17 protein-coding genes are annotated in these 20,679 nt (G+C 61.3%); 10 read left to right on the top strand and 7 right to left on the bottom strand.

Annotated elements, in window-relative coordinates:
- The first annotated feature begins 32 nt into the window (after positions 1-32).
- Both KYT97_RS17700 and KYT97_RS17705 read left to right on the top strand, forming a co-directional pair.
- On the top strand, positions 33-440 hold the full coding sequence (locus KYT97_RS17700; RefSeq protein WP_095887364.1) for a YciI family protein: 408 nt from the start codon (positions 33-35) through the stop codon (positions 438-440).
- 9 nt (positions 441-449) lie between these two features.
- The gene (locus tag KYT97_RS17705; protein WP_172937089.1) at positions 450-1,598 is read left to right on the top strand and encodes an RNA polymerase sigma factor; all 1,149 of its coding nucleotides are present in this window, start codon (positions 450-452) and stop codon (positions 1,596-1,598) included.
- A gap of 9 nt (positions 1,599-1,607) precedes the next feature.
- Here KYT97_RS17705 and KYT97_RS17710 read toward each other — a convergent pair whose 3' ends face one another.
- The 5 genes from KYT97_RS17710 to KYT97_RS17730 all read right to left on the bottom strand — a co-directional run bounded on the left by KYT97_RS17710 (position 1,608) and on the right by KYT97_RS17730 (position 8,764).
- Positions 1,608-2,930, bottom strand: a complete 1,323-nt coding sequence (locus KYT97_RS17710) for a PucR family transcriptional regulator (protein WP_141486838.1) — start codon at positions 2,928-2,930, stop codon at positions 1,608-1,610.
- Entirely contained in the window at positions 2,927-4,360 is a 1,434-nt protein-coding gene (locus KYT97_RS17715) for a phytoene desaturase family protein (RefSeq protein WP_045065522.1), read from the bottom strand. The genes KYT97_RS17710 and KYT97_RS17715 overlap by 4 nt, the downstream gene beginning before the upstream one ends.
- On the bottom strand, positions 4,357-6,204 hold the full coding sequence (locus KYT97_RS17720; protein ID WP_219110346.1) for a DUF3556 domain-containing protein: 1,848 nt from the start codon (positions 6,202-6,204) through the stop codon (positions 4,357-4,359). Before KYT97_RS17720 ends, KYT97_RS17715 begins: the two co-directional genes overlap by 4 nt.
- Before the next feature lie 84 nt (positions 6,205-6,288).
- The gene (locus KYT97_RS17725; RefSeq protein ID WP_219113007.1) at positions 6,289-7,761 is read right to left on the bottom strand and encodes a class I adenylate-forming enzyme family protein; all 1,473 of its coding nucleotides are present in this window, start codon (positions 7,759-7,761) and stop codon (positions 6,289-6,291) included.
- Positions 7,762-7,876: 115 nt separating this feature from the next.
- A complete protein-coding gene (locus tag KYT97_RS17730) occupies positions 7,877-8,764 on the bottom strand; it encodes a LysR family transcriptional regulator ArgP (RefSeq protein ID WP_033233679.1) in 888 nt (295 codons plus the stop codon).
- Positions 8,765-8,838: 74 nt separating this feature from the next.
- Between KYT97_RS17730 and KYT97_RS17735 the strand changes: the two genes are divergently transcribed.
- The 3 genes from KYT97_RS17735 to KYT97_RS17745 all read left to right on the top strand — a co-directional run bounded on the left by KYT97_RS17735 (position 8,839) and on the right by KYT97_RS17745 (position 12,632).
- A complete protein-coding gene (locus KYT97_RS17735) occupies positions 8,839-9,459 on the top strand; it encodes a LysE/ArgO family amino acid transporter (protein WP_219110347.1) in 621 nt (206 codons plus the stop codon).
- Positions 9,460-9,662: 203 nt separating this feature from the next.
- Positions 9,663-11,210, top strand: a complete 1,548-nt coding sequence (locus KYT97_RS17740) for an FAD-binding protein (protein ID WP_172937094.1) — start codon at positions 9,663-9,665, stop codon at positions 11,208-11,210.
- A gap of 99 nt (positions 11,211-11,309) precedes the next feature.
- Positions 11,310-12,632, top strand: a complete 1,323-nt coding sequence (locus tag KYT97_RS17745; protein ID WP_219110348.1) for a ClC family H(+)/Cl(-) exchange transporter — start codon at positions 11,310-11,312, stop codon at positions 12,630-12,632.
- Between the two features lie 45 nt (positions 12,633-12,677).
- Here KYT97_RS17745 and KYT97_RS17750 read toward each other — a convergent pair whose 3' ends face one another.
- Complete coding sequence (locus tag KYT97_RS17750) at positions 12,678-14,048, bottom strand: NAD(P)/FAD-dependent oxidoreductase (protein WP_219110349.1); 1,371 nt, start codon at positions 14,046-14,048, stop codon at positions 12,678-12,680.
- A gap of 123 nt (positions 14,049-14,171) precedes the next feature.
- Between KYT97_RS17750 and KYT97_RS17755 the strand changes: the two genes are divergently transcribed.
- The 5 genes from KYT97_RS17755 (at position 14,172) to KYT97_RS17775 (ending at position 19,777) form a co-directional block, all read left to right on the top strand.
- Complete coding sequence (locus KYT97_RS17755; RefSeq protein ID WP_045065541.1) at positions 14,172-15,062, top strand: LysR family transcriptional regulator; 891 nt, start codon at positions 14,172-14,174, stop codon at positions 15,060-15,062.
- Positions 15,063-15,155: 93 nt separating this feature from the next.
- Positions 15,156-16,619: a benzaldehyde dehydrogenase gene (locus KYT97_RS17760; RefSeq protein ID WP_219110350.1), complete on the top strand. Its 1,464-nt coding sequence runs from the start codon at positions 15,156-15,158 to the stop codon at positions 16,617-16,619.
- Positions 16,620-16,642: 23 nt separating this feature from the next.
- The gene (locus KYT97_RS17765) at positions 16,643-17,752 is read left to right on the top strand and encodes an NAD(P)-dependent alcohol dehydrogenase (protein ID WP_219110351.1); all 1,110 of its coding nucleotides are present in this window, start codon (positions 16,643-16,645) and stop codon (positions 17,750-17,752) included.
- Positions 17,753-17,872: 120 nt separating this feature from the next.
- A complete protein-coding gene (locus KYT97_RS17770) occupies positions 17,873-19,384 on the top strand; it encodes an MFS transporter (protein WP_245005859.1) in 1,512 nt (503 codons plus the stop codon).
- 45 nt (positions 19,385-19,429) lie between these two features.
- A complete protein-coding gene (locus tag KYT97_RS17775; protein WP_219110352.1) occupies positions 19,430-19,777 on the top strand; it encodes a hypothetical protein in 348 nt (115 codons plus the stop codon).
- A gap of 69 nt (positions 19,778-19,846) precedes the next feature.
- On the opposite strand, the gene KYT97_RS17780 is transcribed toward KYT97_RS17775, so the two are convergent.
- A complete protein-coding gene (locus KYT97_RS17780; RefSeq protein WP_080711699.1) occupies positions 19,847-20,428 on the bottom strand; it encodes a PadR family transcriptional regulator in 582 nt (193 codons plus the stop codon).
- Positions 20,429-20,679 lie beyond the last annotated feature (251 nt).

Genomic DNA, 20,679 nt, shown 5'->3' on the forward strand with positions numbered 1-20,679 from the left:
GAATGGTGGCACCAACCCCGAGGAGAAACACGATGGCCAAGTACCTGCTTCTCAAGCATTACCGCGGCGCTCCGGCGTCGGTCAACGACGTTCCCATGGATCAGTGGACACCGGAAGAGATCACGGCCCACATGCAGTACATGCAGGACTTCGCGGATCGGCTCGAGGGGACGGGAGAGTTCGTCGACGGTCAGGCTCTTGCCCCTTCAGGAACATTTGTCCGGTACGACGGCGAGGGTCGACCGCCCGTCACCGACGGCCCGTTCGCGGAGACCAAGGACCTCATCGCCGGCTGGATGGTGATCGACGTCGACAGCTACGACCGTGCCGTCGAACTGGCGGGTGAGTTGTCGGCAGCACCCGGAGCCGGCGGAAAGCCGATCCACGAGTGGCTCGAATTGCGCCCCTTCTTGACCGCGCCACCCACGATTACCGACTGACTTCGACAGATGAACGACGTCTTGCTTCGGAGCCTCACTCCGAGCGTGCTCGGAATCCTCGTCCGCCGCGGAGCAGATTTCGCGGCGGCCGAGGACGCCGTGCAGGATGCGCTGCTCGAGGCAGTTCGGGTCTGGCCCGACAACCCGCCGCGAGATCCGAAGGGCTGGTTGGTCACCGTCGCCTGGCGGCGATTCCTCGACGCGACCCGAGCGGAGGCTGCTCGCACCAGGCGTGAGCAGCTGCTCGAGGAAGAAGCCGTGCGGGAGTCCGCACCCGCAGTGGACGACACACTCCAGCTCTACTTTCTGTGTGCGCACCCGTCGCTGACGTCGTCATCCGCAGTCGCACTCACGCTGCGGGCTGTCGGCGGGCTGACCACCCGCCAGATCGCGCAGGCTTACCTGGTCCCCGAATCGACGATGGCGCAGCGCATCAGCCGGGCCAAGCGCACCGTATCCGGCGTGCGGTTCGATCAGCCGGGCGATGTCGCCACGGTCCTGCGAGTCCTCTACCTGGTCTTCAACGAGGGGTACACCGGCGATGTCGACCTCGCTGCCGAGGCCATCCGGCTCACCCGGCAGCTCGCGGCCGCAATCGACCACCCCGAAGTGGCGGGCTTGCTCGCCCTCATGTTGCTCCACCACGCTCGGCGGGCTGCCCGGATCTCGCCCGACGGCAAACTTGTGCCCCTCGCGGAGCAAGATCGCAGCCGGTGGGACATCGAGGCGATCAGCGAGGGCATCACAACCTTGTACGCCGCGCTCGCCCGCGACCGGCTCGGTGAGTACCAGGCCCAGGCCGCTATAGCGGCACTCCACGCTGACGCGCTCACCGCCGAGGAAACCGACTGGGTTCAGATCGTCGAGTGGTACGACGAACTCGAGCAACTCACCGACAGCCCGGTTGTCCGCCTCAACCGAGCGGTCGCCGTGGGAGAGGCTGACGGAGCGCGCGCCGGTCTGGCGGCACTGGCAAGGCTGGACAACTCACTGCCCCGCTACACGGCGGTGGCGGCGTATCTTCACGAGCGCGACGGCGACCTCACGACGGCGGCACACCTGTACGGCGAGGCGGCGCACAAGGCAACCAACCTCGCCGAACGCGACCACCTCACACGCCAGGCTTCCCGGCTCAACTCCCGCCGGAGTGCAGACTGAATTCCTGTCTCAACCGGGAGGGCGCAACACCGATCTACCGAGCAATTCGCACACCTGTAACGCCAGAGCCAGATCCAGCTTGTCACGCCCGACGATGACTGGATCGCCGAGCGCTTTGTTGATGCGGTATTTCACGGTATTGCGGTGCAGATTCATCTGATTGGCGGTATGGAGGTGACTTTCGCCGTTCGCAAAGTACACGCTCAATGTTGTGCGCAGGGACGCCGCACCCGGGGTGTCGGCAGCCAGCGGCCCCAACACTTCCCACACCCAGGACTTGGTCGCGTCCAGATTGTCCGACAGGAGAGACACCACCGCGATGCCTCGGTCACCAAAACTCACGAGAGGCCGTCCCGGCGTATCCGGCACGGTTGCAACAGAATAGGCGGCGCGCGCTTGCTCGTGCGAACGCTTGAACCCGGACATCCCATTCCCGGGAAGACCGATGGCGACGCGGGTGCCACCGTCGAGCGGCACGGATGCCGACAGCACCTGCAGATCCGGTGCCGGAACGCGGCGTCCGAAGGGCAACCACGCCCACACTGTTCGACGGTCGATCGCGGTGACGATCACTGATTTGTCAGCGCCGGCAGCCGCGCCGAGATCACGCACCAGCCGATCCAGGGCATTGAAACCCAACGCATCGGCGTCCCACGTCGACCAGGCAACTACGGCAATGTGGTTCTGGTCCAGTCGATATCCGGTTTCAGCCTCGAAACTTCCCGCGTCTGCGCCAGTTCCGGACAACAGTGCGTGGATCGCAGCTGAATGCAAGTTGCCCTGTGCGTTGATCCACCGACTTCGCTCCTGTTCGTACGCATCGAAGACGTACAACGTAATCCAGTCGATGTAGCTGTACACCACGTCCGAAGTATGTTTCAGGACAGCCAGAGTCAGTCGGGCTGGAATATCGAGGGCGCTGACCTCGTCATGGCAGATCCTCATCAGATCGCCCTGGCCCATGTGATATGCCCGTACCAACGAGTTGGACGGGACATCTCGTTGGGCGAGCCTGAGCGCGTATTCCACTGCCGCGGTTGTGGGCTGGAGATGATCGATGGGGATGTCGTTTGCCAGCACATGAATGATGGTGGTGACATTTCCCTGCACGCTGGCTTCGAGCATCTCGATCAAATTGGCATCGTTGTCCAACTGGTCGATCTCGTGAGCCATCATGACGCTCATTTCGCGCGCTATTTCAGTGCTACGCGCATCGAGGCGTCGCGCCAATTCTGCAACCACGGCAAGAACTTCCGGTTCGGCGGCAGCCGGCACCCGGGCGAGGCGCCGCCTCGCGACGGCGTCTCGATCCTTGTGCGATGGACCCGTCACAAAACCTCCGCACCCTTCCGCCTGAGATACTTCAGTGCAGATTCGGCCGCGTTGTACCCGCACATTCCGTGTGCCCCGGCCCCTGGCGGCGTCGACGCCGAGCAAAGGTACGTACCCTCGATCCCGGTACTGTACGGATCTACAGCGATGCGCGGACGCAAAACCACTTGCAGTTCGGAATTTGCTCCTCCGATGATGTCGCCGCCCACCTGATTCGGATTGTCCTGTGCCAGATCAGCGGTACTGCGACTCGATGTGGCCACGATCTGATCCCGGAACCCCGGTGCAAACCTTTCGATCTGGCGGATGATCGCCTCCGTAGCGTCGCCGGTATATCCGTGTGGCACATGGGCATAGGCGTACAGCGGATGGATGTTCCCGGCAGAGCGGGTGGGATCAGCGAGGTATTGCTGCCCTAAGAGCACAAACGGTCGCTGCGGCATGCGCCCCGCATTCGTCTCACGCTCATTTGCCACAATTTCGTCGAAACCACCTGCCAGATGGACTGTTCCGGCCCGCGCACAATCCGGGTTAGTCCACGGCACATGACCTTCGATCGCAAAATCAACCTTGAAAGCGCCGGGTGCCAACTTGAACTTCCGGTAGGCCTTTGCCACTCGGGCGGGGAGACGATCCCCCAGGATTTCGAGAGCACCAACTGGATTGACATCCATCAGAACAACATCGGCGTCCGGAATCTCGACAGCTGTGCGCACCCGGATACCGGTGTCGATCTTGCCACCATGATCGAGGAGCATCGCCGCTAACGCATCGGTGATGGAGCGTGAACCGCCCTCGGCAACTGGCCATCCGTAGCGGTGACCAGCCGCGGTGATCATCAACCCCACGGCCGATGTGGCCGGACGGTGAAGTGGATAGAAGGCGTGCGCGGCGACCCCACCGAACAAAGCCTTGCCCTTGTCCGTCTTCCACAATTTCGCGGTCACGGTTGCCGGAAGCAGTGCTCGCGGACCGAAAGCCGCAAGCCTCAGCGGATGCCGCGGAACGTTCACGATGGGGCGCATCAGGTCGGACGCCAGCGCGTCGAAACCAGTCGACAGGTCGCTGAACATGCGTTGCCATCGCTGCCCGTCCGCGCCGAGCCCCGCTGCGGTCTGCTCCAGCGAGCGATACAGAACACCGGCATCTCCGTTGTCGAGGGGGTGCGCACAGTCCGCCTCGGCCCACCGCCAAATCAACCCGTACCGCTCGAGGTCGAGCTTGGACAGGTACGGCGAACCGATACCCATCGGGTGAAACGCCGAGCAGTGATCGTGGATCAACCCGGGCACGTCGATCGGACCGGAGCGTGTTCCTCCGCCGATCTGGTCGGCGGCCTCGAGTACCTGCACGTCCACACCGCTCCTGGCAAGGTGTACCGCGGCAGCGAGCCCGTTCGGCCCGCTGCCGACAACTACGGCCTTTGTCACTTACCCACCTCTTGCTCTATACCGCTGGTCTTCGTTCGCATCCTCGGCTCGGAGACGACCTGCGGGTCTGTCGCCGCGCGGTCAGCTCGTACGTCCAGTGTCCACTGAACATCGAACGGAATGGGGCCATTCGGCAACCACGGTTGTTCGGCTACCGCGTCGGCCACCTTGAAGGTGCCCCGTTCGATGACGCCCAACGCCGCGTCGATCACCTTGTACTCCTGCGTGCCCTTGTGGATGGGCTGGGATTCGATCCACGTCACCAGGAACTCGCCCGGCGCGAAGTTGCAACGACGCTGAATCGCCGCGATCATCTTCTCGTCGTGCAGATGGCCGTCGCCGAAGTTGAAGGCGACGATGGAGTTGCACATGAATTCGGCCTCCCGCAAGGAGTACGTGTTGATGTCCTCACCGAGGTGCCGGAGCATCAGCGAGAACAGCGCGCGCCCCTGGCTGTGCATCGAACGCCACCCCAACAGCTGATGCAGAACGACGTCGGACACGTCTTCGGGGTACATCGTCATCAACTGATTACGGGTATCGGGCGACGGACGCTTGATGCACTGGTCGATCTTGGCTTCTGCACCCGGCGCGAATGCCCACGTCGCAGACGCCCAGTTGCCGGCGTACTGACGCATGGAGGGCAGGAACGACACGAGATCGGGTCGAAGATTGCCGAGAATCGGGAAGAAAGCAAGTGCTGCAACAATTCCCACGGTAATCCACGGCGAGGACATGGCACCGAGACCGTAGCCGTCCCACGCCGGGAAGCCGAGGAACAGGAACGCCGCCGCGTAGGCAAACAGCAGGTTCCATTCCAGTGGAACAGCCAACGGGAAGGTCGACGCGATGAACAGGTGGAATCCGACCATGAGAATTACGGCAAGAATGGTCAGGGTCTTGTTGGTGGAGAACAGCAGGATCAACGGTGTGACGATCTCGACCATCGTTCCCGCCACGTGTGCAACTCCGCCACCGAGGTGTGAGGGCCGCAGGTCTTCGGGGAAATTACGGTAGTGCGCGCGCTTGATCTTCTTCGAGGGAATCCACGGTGTATTACTCAACATCGGCGGAACCACCAGTGAGAAGTGGCGACCGAACTTCGAGATACCGGCTCCGATCCACACCATGACGATCAGCAACTTGAGCGCCAGGATCATGTCGACGAACGGCAGGAACGTGAAGAAGAAAATAGCCGGCAGGTACTGCTCGCTGCGCGCGGCGATGAACGGGACCTTGTCGCGCAGACCAAGAATCGCCATGAGGACCAGGAACGAGTACAGGGCGGTCGGGCGTACCAGTCCGGCGTTATCGGCGATCGCCGCGTCGATTCCCGTGGTGTGCACTCCTGGAAGCACTGTGGCAACAAGAAGATTGGCAACAGCGGCGACGTAGATGAGCACGTCGAACACCGTCCGGGTGTCGCCGGAACTGAGTGGAACTTTGCCCGGCCACGGTGGCAGGCGAATCGTTCCCGGCCGAATCCAGTAGAGGACGCCACCGGTCATCGGTTTGAAGTGACCGGCCAGCGGGCCCCACGAACCTGCCAGGCCCAGCATCTCGAGCATCATCGTCCACAGGATCAGCTTTTGGTAGACGATGGGCTGATTCCACCAAGATCCTGGATCAACCCAGGAAAGACCGGAAGTCAATGTCGCAACTGCCGTTCCGGCCAATAGGTAGAGGAACAGCAACTTCATGATGTAGACGGTGTGGACCATCTTCGGTGTCCCGAAGCCGTAATCAACCCAGTGCGTGGACATGTCGCGAAGACGCTCGAGGAAAGGCTTGTCCATGAACGTGGCCGGGTCGACGGGAGGGGAGTTTCCTTCTTTGAATCCCATGGTGTGCTCCTGATGTGCAATATGTGGGCATGACGGATCAACTCGACGCACGTCATCGAGTTATTCGGGTATTACGGGATGTGGCTAGCGAGCGGGTTCGACGCTCAATGCTCGCCGCATTCCAGGTTTGTCGATCTTGCCCACCGGGTTTCGGGGTAGCGCGTCGACGACGTAGATCGCCACTGGCAGCTTCACGCGAGTGAGGAGCGCCGTGACATGTTCGAGCAGTTCGTTTTCCGTGACAGGCGAATCCGGATACGCAACAACATAGGCAACAGGTACCTCTCCGTAGACCTGGTGCGGAGCCCCGATCACAGCGGCCTCCAACACGGAAGGGTGCGTGGCAAGCGAGTTTTCGATTTCCTTGGGGTAGATGTTTTCTCCTCCCCGGATGATCATGTCTTTGATGCGGTCGACCAGAGTCAGGTAACCATCCTCGTCCAGAAACCCGACGTCGCCGGTATGCAGCCAACCGTCCACAACAGTTTTGGCTGTCTCTTCCGGTCTGTTCAGGTAGCCACGCATCACGTTGGCACCCTTGATGATTACCTCGCCCGCGACACCACGCCGAGCAAGAGTCCCGTCGTCGGCGAGGATCGCAATCTCTTGCCCGGGCAACGCAGGGCCGACTGTGCCGAGTTTGCGAATGCCGTCATAGGGATTACACGCAGACGCACATGTTCCCTCGGTCAATCCGTAGCCTTCCACGATGACAAAACCGAACCGTTCCTCGGCGCGTTCGAGCAGTTCCTTACTGATCGGTGCGGCGCCGCAGACACCTAGTCGCAACGACGCCGTGTCGAGCGTTGCACCTTCGGACTGCGAGGTCAGCATCGCGTAGATGGCGGGAACGGCGGAAAAGTAGGTGGGCCGCAAGCGTGCCACGTCGTCGAAGAACCTTGATACCGAGAACTTTCCGGTGATACTGACCTGACCGCCGACGATCAGCGGGGCGAGAACGCTCACACAAATAGCATTGACGTGAAACAAGGGCAGTACCAGAAGACAATGGTCCGCTCCCGTGATGCCGATGCTGCGCCCCATCGACGACGCCATGAACTGCAGGTTGGCATGGGTCAGAATGACGCCCTTGGGGGTACCCGTAGATCCACTGGTGTAGATCAAGAGCGCAAGGTCTTCCTCCGCCACGGCGACGTCCGGCAACGGTACGGATGGTGGCGCAACAGCCAGATCATCGACGCACAGCACTGCGCGTCCACCGTTCGGTGCACCCAGTCCAGACGTAACAACCAGTTGCGCACCGGAATCCATGATCTGATAGTCGGCCTCATTGGCCGTGAACATCGGATTGATCGGTGTCGCAGCGGCGCCGACGCGCCAGGCCGCCATGATCGCCGTCACCAACTCGACTCGGTTGGGAAGCATGATCGCAATGACGTCACCACGCCCGATACCCCGGCTTGCGAGTTGCGCCGCAACAGCTTCTACGCGATCGGCGAACTCCGCATAGGTCAGTTCGCTTCTATCGTCACGAAGGCACGGAGCGGATCCGTACTTCTTTGCCAGATCGGGGGCCAGATATCCGATGTCCACCACGTGAGTCAGCACCTTTCATTGCATGTGACTCAGAACACTATCGGCGATCTGGGGCCGAAGAAACGGTCGCGGAGGCTCAACTTGCCCAATTTCTTTGTCTCCGGAGCACAATCGGTCAGGCACTCGATTGAGGCAAGATCTCCTGGGCACGAGCAGCAACGGCGTCGGCGATTCGTACCAAGATGGGCGGCGACAACTTCCACTGCTGCCAGAACAGCGGCACGTCGTAGACAAAATCCGGATCGAACCCGATCAGCGCATACGCCGATTCGTGACTTTGCAGATCAGGCAACAGACCCCAGCCGTAGCCCAGTCGCACCGCATCCGAAAAACCCGCAGACGAGGGCACCTGGTGACGAGGAGGGTCAACGGGGTAGCCGACCTTCCTGCGCAAGTACCTGTCCTGCAGCAAATCCTTGCGGTTGAACACCACCACCGGTGCGGCTGAAAGTGCTTCTGCCGTAACACCGTCCGAAAACCATCTGTCACAGAATTCGACGCTTGCCATCGGCCGGTATCGCATGATGCCGAGCCGGCTCGACGTGCACCCTTGAATTGGCGTCGCCGCCGAGGTTACTGCCGCCATCACCGACCCGTCACGGAGGAGATCGGTTGTATGGTCCTGATCGTCGAGATGAAAGTCGAAACTCGCTTCGGCCGTGAAATCTGCAAGCACCTGAAGTACCCACGTGGACAACGAGTCTGCGTTGACCGCAACCGAGATACGAGCCAGTGAGCCCTGTTCGTTGTCAAGACCCAACTCGCGCATGGTATCCCGCGAGAGAGCATCTATCTGACGGGCCAATCGCAGTACCTCGCGCCCCGAGTCGGTGACCTGGACCGGCTTGGTGCGTTGCAGCAGAATCCGGCCCACCGCACGTTCGAGTGCTTTGATCCGCTGACTGACTGCAGATGGCGTGATGTGCAGTTTCCGAGCAGCCGCGTCGAATGTTCCCTCGTCTACCGCGGCGTGGAGCGCTTTCAACTGCTCAATGTCCAGCATGATCTGAAGCTACTCTTATGTGGCTTAAGAATCATTAGCTGGACTGCTGATTATTCGACGGCCAGGCTGGTGACATGCTCAGCAATAGTGACCCGACGTCCGCCGTCGTCGGTTTTGGTGTCGGACTCTCGTTGATCGTTGCGATCGGTGCCCAGAATGCGTTTGTACTTCGCCAAGGCCTCACGCGCTCGCACGTACTCCCGATCGTGACAGTCTGCGCCGTTTCGGACGCAATTCTGATTCTCGCCGGCATCAGTGGAATTGGAGCCATTCTCGAACACGCACCGTCACTGATCACTTTCGTTCGCGTTGCCGGTGCGATTTTCCTACTCAGCTATGCAGTGTTCGCTGCCAAACGTGCCGTCCGGCCGCAGACGTTGGCGCCCGATCAACACGGCAACGGATCAAGGCTTGCCGCCATCACTATGGCATTGGCTCTCACCTGGCTGAACCCACATGTCTACCTCGACACCGTGATACTGATGGGTTCGATTGCCAACGGCCGCGGCGAGATCGGACGGTGGTGGTTTGCTGCCGGCGCCATGACCGCCAGCGCACTCTGGTTTGCCGCTCTCGGTTACGGCGCACGTCTGCTGACGCCACTTTTTGCCAAACCCAATGCCTGGCGAGTTCTCGACGCCATTATCGCCGTGATGATGACGACCCTCGGGGTCAGCTTGCTCCTGGAACTCTGAACACGGGCGGGCTGAATTTTGTATCCCGTTCACTGGAACATCGACAACCGCACGCGGGTGAGGCCGTGCTTAAAATCACCTTACGTCGACGTCGAGGACATCACTGACGACATGGTTTCCCGCTTCGCATCTGCACAACCAGTAGCTTTCCGTGCGCGGAAGAACCCACCTGGAAAACCGGCGTAGCCGGGAAAGGCTGAATGATGATGAACTGGAACGAAGAATATGACGTGCTGGTGGTCGGTTCCGGCGGCGGCGGCGTCACCGGCGCCTACACGGCGGCTCGCGAGGGACTGACCGTCAATCTCATCGAGGCGACCGACAAATTCGGCGGCACCACCGCATATTCCGGCGGCGGCGGCGTCTGGTTTCCGTGCAACCCGGCGCTGCAACGCGCGGGTACCGACGACACCATCGAGGACGCGCTCGAGTACTACCACGCCGTAGTCGGCGACCGTACTCCGCGCGAGTTGCAGGACACGTACGTCCGCGGCGGCGGCCCCCTGATCGAGTACCTCGAACAAGACGAAATCTTGAAGTTCGAAATGCTCCCCTGGCCCGACTATTTCGGCAAGGCGCCCAAAGCCCGCCTTGATGGACAACGGCACACCATGCCCACCCCGCTCCCTGTCTCGCAGGCGCCGGAACTGCGGGAGGTTGTGCGCGGCCCCCTCGACTTCGACCGTCTCGGGATCCCGCAACCCGACGACTTTTTCATCGGCGGACGAGCACTGATAGCCCGCTTCCTCAAAGCCATCGAAAAGTATCCGAATGCGAAGTTGACCTTGAACAGCCCGCTTGTCGAGCTTGTGGTCGAAGAAGGAGCCGTCGTCGGCGCCATCGTCGAACGCGATGGACAGCGCGTAGCCATCCGTGCCCGCAGCGGCGTGATCCTGGCAGCCGGAGGTTTCGAGGCGAATGACGAACTGCGACAGAAGTTCGGGGTTCCCGGCCACGCCCGCGACACCATGGGGCCCGGAGCGAACCTCGGCAAAGCGCATCAGGCTGCCATCGCAGTCGGCGCTGACACCGACCTCATGGATCAGGCATGGTGGTCACCCGGACTGACCCATCCCGACGGGCGTTCTGCGTTCGCACTGTGGTTCACCGGCGGCATCTTCGTCAACCAGGACGGTGCACGCTTCGTCAACGAGTCGGCTCCGTACGACCGACTCGGGCGCGATGTGATCGCTCAGATGGAACAGGGCACCCTCACCCTGCCGTACTGGATGATCTACGACGACAAGGAGGGCGAGCGCCCGCCGGTGCAGGCACCGAACGTGTCGATGACAGCGACTGAAAAGTACGTCGACGCAGGCCTGTGGCACACCGCCGACACCCTTGAAGCCCTCGCCGAAAAGATCCGAGTACCGTCCGAAATACTGGTGGAGACAGTCGCTCGATTCAACAAGATGGTCGAAAACGGCGTCGACGAGGACTTCGGCCGTGGTGACGAAGCCTATGATCGTGCGTTCTCGGGCGGCGAACCACCACTGGTGACGATCGAGCAGGGCCCGTTCCACGCGGCGGCGTTCGGAATCTCCGACCTCGGCACCAAGGGCGGGCTGCGCACCGACACGGCAGCTCGAGTTCTCGATACGTCGCACAACCCGATTCCCGGCCTCTACGCGGCGGGTAACACCATGGCTGCGCCAAGTGGAACGGTCTATCCCGGCGGCGGAAATCCCATCGGCACCAGCATGCTCTTCAGCCACCTCGCCGTGCAGAAAATTCTCTCCGAGCGCGAGTAACGCACAGGCTGCCAGCGCACATGCGTTACCGTTCACACGACGCATGTTCCACGCAATTCACGTTTCGAGAGTTGTGACCGTCAGGTAGGACTGACCACGATGACCGCGGACGATATCGGCGACGAACCGCGTGAAGCCAGCCGCGGGTTGGTGCTGCTATGCCTGCTCGCGATCGTCGCCGGAGCTTGTGTCGGCTTCGTCGGTGGAGCGTTCCGGTGGTGCCTGCACAGGGCGGACAGTCTGCGCGAGGCGATTCTGGAATGGTCACATGGGATTCCCTATGTCGGCTGGCTTGTCCCCGTTGCACTGGTGGCGTTGTGCACAGCGCTTGCCGTCATGATCGTGCAACGCGTGCCACTGGCAGCGGGAAGCGGTATCCAGCATGTGGAAGCCGTCTTCCGCGGCGAGGCACAACCTCCACGTCTTGTCCTCGTGCCCGCAAGATTTGTGGGCGGCCTACTGGCGATCGGCTCGGGACTCGTGCTCGGTCGCGAAGGGCCCACCGTGCATATGGGTGCGGCGATCGGAGCAGAAGCAGGTCGGCGAGCCCGGCTTTCGGTACCGGATGTGCGACTGCTTCAAACATCCACTGCCGGAGCCGGACTTGCCGTGGCATTCAACGCGCCCATCGGTGGCGCTTTGTTCGTCTGCGAGGAAGTCACCAAATCGTTCCGGCTCCGCACCGTCCTTCCCACCCTGTTCGGCGTAGCGGTGGCAGTGGCATGCTCACGGCTGGTGATAGGTGATCGGCCTGACTTCGCGGCCGGCACCGTCCCAAGCCCACAGATTGCGCTCCTACCGCTGTTTGTCGTCTTCGGACTGCTCACCGGGATACTGGGGATTTTCTACAACCGCCTGATTCTGGGCATGCTCGATCTTGTTGCGCGCCATCGTCGTATTCCGCCGACCGCCATCGGAGCGATGATCGGTGCCGTCATCGGCGTCGTTCTGTTTCTCAACCCGCTGGTTGCCGGCGGCGGCGATACAGTCTCGCAGATACTTGTCGGTGGGCGCACCTTCGTCATGCCGATTCTGTTGCTGTACTTGGTTGTTCGATTCTTCACCGGCCCGCTGTCCTACGCCGCAGGAACTCCCGGAGGCCTTTTTGCTCCGCTACTCGCCCTCGGCGCGCTCTGGGGTTCGTTATTTGCCGGGCTGGCAAGCTTCATCCCCGGCGTCGACGCCGGAGTTACCGTCGCGATGGCGATGGTCGGTATGGCCGCGTTCTTCGGCGCTGTGGTGCGGGCGCCGTTCACCGGCATTGTGATCGTCGTGGAAATGACAGCCGTCACTTCGGTGCTGGTTCCGATGCTCGCCGCCACCGCTGCCGCAGTCGTCGTCGCGACATTGGCCGGGTCAGCACCTATTTACGACAGTTTGCGCGAACGGATGCTGCAAGGCCAACGCCCACCTCGCGCGTAGCGAAGTGGGCGTTGGAAGAACCTGCGTTACCGGGCAGCGCGAGAATCAGGCGGAGTGCGCCAACTCGGGTTCCTTTTCGAGCACCGGTGGAGCATCCTCGATTTTCACCGGTTCCTGCGTGTAGTGGAAGTGCGGGCGACGGTGGCCGATGAACGACCCGAACCAGGACATCACTGCGACATAACGGTTTCGGAAGCCCACCATGTACATGACGTGCACGGCCAACCACATGAACCACGCGATGGTGCCCTTGAATTCGATCTTCTTGCCCACCCGGACCACAGCGCTGAATCGGCTGATGATCGACATGCTGCCCTTGTCCATGTACTTGAAAGGCGTTCCGGCCTTGCGCTTTCCATTGACAATCTTGGCAGCGTGACGGCCACCCTGCATCGCGACGGGCGACTGGCCCGGCAACCCGTTGAGCGAGGTCATGTCGCCGACGGCATACACGTTGGCGAAGCCGCCCACCGTGAGGTCGGGATTGATGAGGAGTCGGCCGGCACGGTCACTCTCACAACCGGTTGCGGCTCCGAGAACTGCGGCAAAGTCGTTGGCGCGCACGCCTGCCGACCAAATGACGGTCTCGGCGTCGATACGCTTCTCTTCCTTGGTCGGGATCGACGACACCGTGACGCCATGCCCGTCGATGGCGGTGACCATAGTGTTGAGAACTACCTCGACACCGGACTTCTCGAGCGATTTCTGCGTGTATTCACTGAGCTTGCCACCGAAGGCGGGCAGTGCAACGCCGGCGCCTTCGACCATGGTGACAGTGACTTCTTCTGCACTGATGTTGTTGATAGCCATCGCGAAATAGCGTCGCGCCAATTCCTTGATCTGACCGGCCAACTCGACACCCGTTGCACCGGCACCGACAACAACAAAGCTCAGCAGGTTCTTGCGAGTGAGTGCGTCGGTGGTGGTGTGAGCCTCTTCGAAGCAGCGCAGGATTTGCTTACGAAGCAATTCCGCGTCTTCGACGGTCTTGAGCTTGTACGTGACCTCGGCAAACTCGTCGCGGCCGAAGTACGCCTGCGTTGCTCCTGTTGCTGCGATCAATGAGCGATATCCGAGCGTGTGCCGTTGGCCCGACGCCTCGTACACGATTGTGTTGTCTTCGGCATTGACCTCGACGACGCGTCCGAGACGAACATCCGCGTCGGGGAACTTCTGCAGGATGTTGCGGATCGGCGGAGCGATTTCGCCGGCCGAGAGCACGCCGGTCGCAACCTGGTAGAGCAGCGGTTGAAAGAGGTGCTCAGTGGTCTCGGAGATGAGGACAAACGGCGTCTTGGACTTCGTGAGCGTCTTCGCGGCAGCAAGTGCCCCGAACCCGGATCCGACGATGACGACCTGAGTCTTCTCGTGTCCCGTTGCATCCACATCTGCGCGACCCGCAGCAGTTCTGTCCACCACAAACTCCTAAACCAAATTGAAAGTATGACTATTACCGTATGGAACGGTCATAGGCTCAGTCCAGCTAGCTGCAGTATTCGCAAGACTGTTATCTGTTTTGCTCATAAGTAGGATGTCGGTATGGACTTTCGCCAACTCAAGTATTTTCTCGTCGTCAGCGAGGAACTGAGCTTCAGCCGTGCTGCCGAACGGTGCTTCATCTCCCAATCCGCCATCAGCCATCAGGTCGCGCGACTGGAAAAGGAACTCGGCGCGACGCTCTTCGAGCGGTCCACCCGGGCCGTGCACCTGTCACCGGCAGGCTCCCGGTTGGTGCCGATCGCCCAGCAGGTTCTCAGTCTCGAAACCATGGCGTACTCGGTGGCACGCGATCCCAGCGCACGCATCCGCATCACGGGAAACATGAGTTTTGCCGGTCAGACACTCGATGCGATTGCCCATGTGCGCGAACGACATCCGGACCTCGATGTGGAGTTCGTGATCAAGAGTTTTGCGCACCGAATGGACGCCGTGGCGTCGGGCGATGCAGACATTGCGCTTATTCGCGGCAGCGTCGATCGCCCCGGGCTCGAGCCTATCGACCTCGGCGTCGAAGATCTGCTGATCGTCATGTCGAGTCGCCACCCATTGGCCGGCCAGCAGAGCGTCGATCTGAATGATCTTGCCGCCTATCCGCTACTGCTGCCACCTCGCCAAAGCCAGGTTTTGATTCACCAGGTCGTGGAAGACGCGTTCCGGGAAATCGGGCGTCGAGTGCAGTTGGGTCCGGCAATTCCGAGCGATCACACCGCCACGCTCGACGTCATCACGAACCCAAAGGCCTGGACCCTCCTGTACTCGATCACCGCCGGCGAATCCCCGCGCGCCGGAATCAGCTTCATGCGAGAAGCTCACGGGCGCTTGCGAATCCCTGTCTCCGGCGTTACCCGCAGCGGCGCCACACATGTGCCGGAATTCAACGATCTGATTCAGGCACTCAAAGATTCCATGAACCCGTCTTTCACTGAGTGAAAGTTGGGTGGTCATCAGTTCCTTGGCAGAGCAGCGTGGTGAGTAACCATGTGATGCGGCCGAGCGGCGCATCCCCTTTTTCAAGGAGCGACCATGACGAGTTTGATGACCGAACCGGTCTGGGAATCGAAGATCTTTGCCGGAGAATGGATCGCCGGCGGGGCCACAGATCGCATAGTTGTCGAACCCGCAACAGGTAATCAGCTCAGCACAGTCGGCATGGCCACGCCTGACGATGTCGCTGCCGCAGCCACGAGGGCCGCCGCGGCCCAGAAAGACTGGGCAGCACGGCCGTACACCGAGCGAGCAGCCGTTTTGCGCCGCGCGGGTCACCTGTTCGAGCAATACGCCGACGAAATCGGTGAGTGGGTAGTCCGTGAGGCCGGCAGCATTCCGGCCAAGGCCGGGCTGGAAACCCACACCGCCGCTGAGGAGTGCTACAACGCAGCTGCCCTGGCCGCCCACCCGGTCGGGGAGGTTCTGCGTTCGGAACAGCCTCGCCTCAGCTTCTCGCGGCGCGTCCCCGTCGGAACTGTCGGCGTCATCGCGCCTTTCAACTTTCCGATCATCCTGGCCATCCGCGCGGTTGCACCCGCCCTCGCACTGGGCAATGCGGTGATCCTCAAGCCAGATCCACGCACCGCAATCTGTGGCGGCGTGGTCCTCGCCCGCATCTTCGAAGAAGCCGGCTTGCCCGCCGGCGTGTTCAGCATGCTGCCTGGTGGCGCCGACGCGGGTGAGGCCATCGTGGTTCATCCGAGCATCCGCGTCATCGCCTTCACCGGATCGACTCGCGCCGGCCGGGCAGTCGGCGAACTGGCCGGACGTCATCTCAAGCGCGCCCATCTCGAACTAGGTGGCAACAACGCCCTGATCGTGATGGACGATGTCGACCTCGAAAAAGCAGTGTCAGTAGGCGCTTTCGGCTCATTCATGCACCAGGGGCAGATCTGCATGACGACCGGCCGCCAATTGGTACACGAGAGCATCGTCGCCGATTACACTGCACTCCTCGCCGAGCACGCCGAGAAACTTCCGGTCGGCGACCCCTTCACCGGCCAGGTAGCGCTCGGCCCCATCATCGACGCCAAACAGCGCGACCACATCCACTCGCTCGTCACCGAAAGCATTGCGGCCGGAGCAAAACTGGCCGCAGGCGGAACCTACGAAGACCTCTTCTACCGACCGACAGTCCTGGCCGATACGCCACTCACAGCCCCCGCCTTTGCCGACGAGGTGTTCGGGCCCGTCGCCCCGGTGACGTCCTTCGCGAGCGTCGACCAGGCGATCGCCATCGCCAACAACTCCGAATACGGCCTGTCCCTGGGCATTCTGACCGCCGACGCCATGCGTGGGCTCGAAATCGCCCAGCAGATCCCGACCGGCCTCGTGCACATCAACGATCAGACTGTCGGCGACGAGGCTGTCATTCCCTTCGGCGGCATGGCATCCTCCGGCAACGGGGGTCGCGTCGGCGGCATCAGTGCCAACCTCGACGCCTTCACCGAAACACAGTGGGTAACGGCGCAGAGCACATTGCCCGTTTACCCCTTCTGACCCGAATAGAACAGGAGCGCAACATGACCCACGCGGCACGCGCGGCCGTTGTCGACAAGATCGGCGAACCCTTCACCATCGGCGACGTCACACTGGACACGCCACGGGCGGACGAGGTTCTGGTCCGCATCGTGGCCGCGGGTGTGTGCGGCACCGACCTCGGCGTTCAAGCCGGCCACATTCCCTTCCCGTTACCCGGCGTTCTGGGCCACGAGGGAGCGGGCATCGTCGAAGAAGTGGGCAACGCCGTCACCACGGTCAAGCCCGGTGACAAGGTCCTGCTGTCCTTCACCAGTTGTGGAACGTGCCGAAACTGCCGCACAGCACACCCCGCGTATTGTCAGGAGTTCTTGCCGCGCAATCTTATCGGTGGTAGTCGAGCCGACGGCACTGCCACGATCTCGCGAGGCGGCGAAGACGTGAGCGGCCACTTCTTTGCTCAATCCTCGTTCTCCACATATGCCCTTGCCGACGAGCGCGGCGTCACGAAGGTCTCCGACACCGCTGATCTCGGTCTACTCGCTCCGCTCGGATGCGGCATCCAGACCGGTGCAGGAGCGGTACTCAACATCCTGAAGCCGGAATCCGGCTCGACCATCGCAATCTTCGGTGTCGGAGCAGTGGGCATGGCGGCAGTCATGGCTGCAAAGCTGACGGGTGCGGAGCGCATCTTCGCGATCGACATCGTGCCGTCTCGCCTCGACCTGGCACGCGAACTCGGCGCCACCGATGTGATCAATTCGAAGGACGTTGACGCCGCAGCGGAACTGGACCGGATCAGCGGCGGTCTAGGCATCGACTACGCCATCGACGCCACCGGCAACGTCGCGGTGCTTGCGACTGCGATCGAATGCCTCGCTCCGCTGGGTACCGTCGCTGCCATCGGCGCTCCCGCAGCCGGAACCACTGTGGCGGTGGACGTAAATTACCTGCTCAACGGGCGCAAGTTTATCGGTGTCACGGAGGGCGACGCGGTGCCGCAGGTATTTCTGCCATCGCTGGTGTCGCTGATCGAGCAGGGGCGTTTCCCCTTGGAAAAGCTGGTGAAGTACTTCCGGTTCGATCAGATCAACGAAGCCGCTGAGGGCATCAAGAACGGCAGTGTGCTCAAGCCGGTGTTGCTGTTCGACTGATTCCCAGCGAGCTTCGGTGAACACAACCGTTGACGGGATCAATTCCCCGGACCTACCATCCAGAGAAATTTACTTCGCCACATTAAATACATTTCTCTTGTAGTTCCCGAGAAGGACCCATTGACGAATACCGCTACGACGAACACTGCTGCCGCGAACTTCGCAGTCGAATCCATCGCACCCTCTCCGCGCCGAGAAGCGGTGATCATCGCGGCCCTGAGCTTGGCCGCGATGATCGTCTCGATGATGCAGACGTTGCCGGTTCCGATTCTCGGGCGGATCCAATCCGACCTGGGAGTCTCGACCGCCGGCGTCAGTTGGGTGACAACGGCCACGCTGCTGTCTGCGGCGGTTTTCACCCCGCTACTGGGCCGCTACGGGGACCAGCATGGCAAGAAACGCACACTGGTCGGCGTTCTTGTCGTCATGGTGATCGGTTCGATCGTCGCCGCGCTGGCACATAATCTGCCACTGCTCATTCTCGGTCGGGTTCTTCAGGGAACAGCAACCGCGATCTTCCCGCTGGCACTCTCGGTCTTGCGTGAAGAGCTACGGCCGCACAGGCTTCCCGGCGCAATGGCCTTGGTCAGTGGAACTCTCGCGTTCGGCAGTGGGCTGGCCCTTGTTGCCACGGGGCTTCTCACGTCCGGCCCCGACGCCGACTACCGCAACGCCTTCTGGATGGCCACAGGATTCGCGGTGCTGGCCTTGATTGCCGTCATCACCCTGGTCCCGCCCACCACACACAAAAGCGGTGGGCGCGTGGACCTCATCGGTGCGCTGAGTCTGGGAGCAGCACTACTTCTGCTTCTGCTGTCGATTTCTCAAGGCCACCAATGGGGTTGGCGCTCGCCCTTGACGATCATCGTCTTTCTGGCCTCGATCGTGATGTTCGCAGTCTGGGTGTGGATCGAGAAGATCGTCGACGAACCGCTGGTCGACATGCGGATGTTCGTCCACCGCCCGGTGATGATGGCAAATCTTGCCGGCGTCGTGGTGGGTTTCGGCATGTTCGCAAACTTCCTCGGGATCTCGTATCTCGCACAACTTCCCCGCGATCTCACCGGCTACGGGTTCGACGCGAGCATTCTGCGTGCGTCGGTCGAATTCTTGCTGCCAGGCGCGTTGGTTTCCTTGATCGCCGCCCCGATCGGCGGTCGACTCATCAGGCTGCGTGGGCCACGCTTCGTCCTGGGGCTCACCGCGGTCCTCGGGGCGTTGCCGTTCGCGTGGCTGGCGTTCGACCACACGCACACCGCATCGGTTATCGGTGCAGGCATGGTGATCGGCGCCGCCCTCAGCCTCGGTTATGCAGCCATGCCCGCCATCATCATGTCCAACGTGCCACATCATCAGAGCGGCATCGCCAACGGCATCAACTCGATCTCACGTTCCACCGGCAGTGCCATCGGCAGCGCAGTGGTGACAACGATTCTGGCGTCGATGACAATTGCGAATCTCCCCGAAGGAGTACCTGCGATGCCCAGTGAATCCGCCTTCACTGTCACGTTTTCGACCGCCGCCGTCGCCTTCGTTCTGGTGGGCTTGGTGGGGTGGCTGGGTCTGCGCCCGCCGCGTTCCCTTGCAGCTTCGGAGCAACGTGCCACCCCGGAGCAACCTCCCGCTAGGTGAGATCGAAAGTACCGCAGAGGATTAGGTACACCGTAGCCTGCGGGCATGGCAGGCGAGACGCTCTACGTGGTCGACCGGATCGTCACGAATCGCGGATGTGGGAAGAAGTTTGTCGACGAATTCCGTGCCGGCTACCTGCCTGGTGCCAGTCGTCGCGGCCTGATGCTCGACAGCATACTTGTCAGTCCGCCGTTGTGGTCCGACAGCGAACCCAACGTCGTGACGATCACCTGGACCGTCGACGGAACCACCGGTTGGTGGGCAATGACTCGCCTGAGCCGCGGTGACACCAGCCTGAGGCAATGGTGGGATGCAATGGATCCACTCATCTCCGAACGTAGTCGCACCATGGCCGCTGCAGCCGACGACGTCGCGCCACTGGCCGATGTATAACGTCAAGAGAGTCGTGCATCTTCAATTCGATGACAAATCGGAATAGCAGTCAGACGGAACGCGTCGCGCTCAGATCTCCTTCCACCTGCCGCCGCGTACGGGGCGGGGCAAGCCGAAAGCATCGATGTCTCCTTGCGCAATTCGAGCTGCGGCCTCATCGATATCATCGAGCAATTGGGAGGCGAGGTCGATCTCCGCCTGAAAATGGCGGCCTACCCATCGCAAACTCATCTGGGTAAACGCCCAGCCTGGTTCGTTCTCGGAATGATCGGCATGTTCTATTGCCTCGAGCTTCTTCGCCTGAAGATTACAAATGTGATCCAGCACTATCGCTTTGAGTTGATCGGGGTCATTCAGGTGACCCACCCACAGTCTCAACATCACGCCATGTTTGAGGACAGGTGTTTCGATCGGCGATTCGCGTGACCATAATCTGACGACCTCGATACCGGATTCGGTTATCTCGAAGACTCGTCGGTTCCGCTGCCCCGATTCGGAAATCTCCCGCGAACGAACAAATCCCAGTGCTTCCAGCTTCTTCAACTCGGCGTAAATTTGACTTACCGAAGGACTCCAGTAATAGAATCCAATGCTCCAATCAGCCCACTTCTTCAGGTCGCTACCACTGAGTTCTTCACCGAATGTGAGCATTCCCAGCACTGCCCAACTTGTCGCGGGCAATGCTGGATAACACGTGGTCGCGGGATCAGGCACCGGGCCAGACTAACAAGATGTCAATCACCTGACGCCGACTTCCTCACCGAGTGGACTGATTTCGATATTGCGCTAACAGCTAAAGCCGCAATCGCAGTTCGGATACACCACGGATAAATGCTGTTCCGCCTCAGGTCACTGCACAAACAAATTCCCTGGACCCTGAGGTCGGGCAGAGAAAGGGAGAC

Origin of the sequence: Rhodococcus globerulus, from assembly GCF_019334125.1 — a bacterium.
GTDB classification, from domain to species: domain Bacteria; phylum Actinomycetota; class Actinomycetes; order Mycobacteriales; family Mycobacteriaceae; genus Rhodococcus_F; species Rhodococcus_F globerula.

Coding starts and splice junctions, on each gene's coding strand:
- KYT97_RS17700 (WP_095887364.1), top strand. CDS start 33: ATGGCCAAGTACCTGCTTCTCAAGCATTACCGCGGCGCTCCGGCGTCG.
- KYT97_RS17705 (WP_172937089.1), top strand. CDS start 450: ATGAACGACGTCTTGCTTCGGAGCCTCACTCCGAGCGTGCTCGGAATC.
- KYT97_RS17720 (WP_219110346.1), bottom strand. CDS start 6,204: ATGGGATTCAAAGAAGGAAACTCCCCTCCCGTCGACCCGGCCACGTTC.
- KYT97_RS17730 (WP_033233679.1), bottom strand. CDS start 8,764: ATGCTGGACATTGAGCAGTTGAAAGCGCTCCACGCCGCGGTAGACGAG.
- KYT97_RS17735 (WP_219110347.1), top strand. CDS start 8,839: ATGCTCAGCAATAGTGACCCGACGTCCGCCGTCGTCGGTTTTGGTGTC.
- KYT97_RS17740 (WP_172937094.1), top strand. CDS start 9,663: ATGATGAACTGGAACGAAGAATATGACGTGCTGGTGGTCGGTTCCGGC.
- KYT97_RS17745 (WP_219110348.1), top strand. CDS start 11,310: ATGACCGCGGACGATATCGGCGACGAACCGCGTGAAGCCAGCCGCGGG.
- KYT97_RS17755 (WP_045065541.1), top strand. CDS start 14,172: ATGGACTTTCGCCAACTCAAGTATTTTCTCGTCGTCAGCGAGGAACTG.
- KYT97_RS17760 (WP_219110350.1), top strand. CDS start 15,156: ATGACGAGTTTGATGACCGAACCGGTCTGGGAATCGAAGATCTTTGCC.
- KYT97_RS17765 (WP_219110351.1), top strand. CDS start 16,643: ATGACCCACGCGGCACGCGCGGCCGTTGTCGACAAGATCGGCGAACCC.
- KYT97_RS17775 (WP_219110352.1), top strand. CDS start 19,430: ATGGCAGGCGAGACGCTCTACGTGGTCGACCGGATCGTCACGAATCGC.
- KYT97_RS17780 (WP_080711699.1), bottom strand. CDS start 20,428: ATGCTCACATTCGGTGAAGAACTCAGTGGTAGCGACCTGAAGAAGTGG.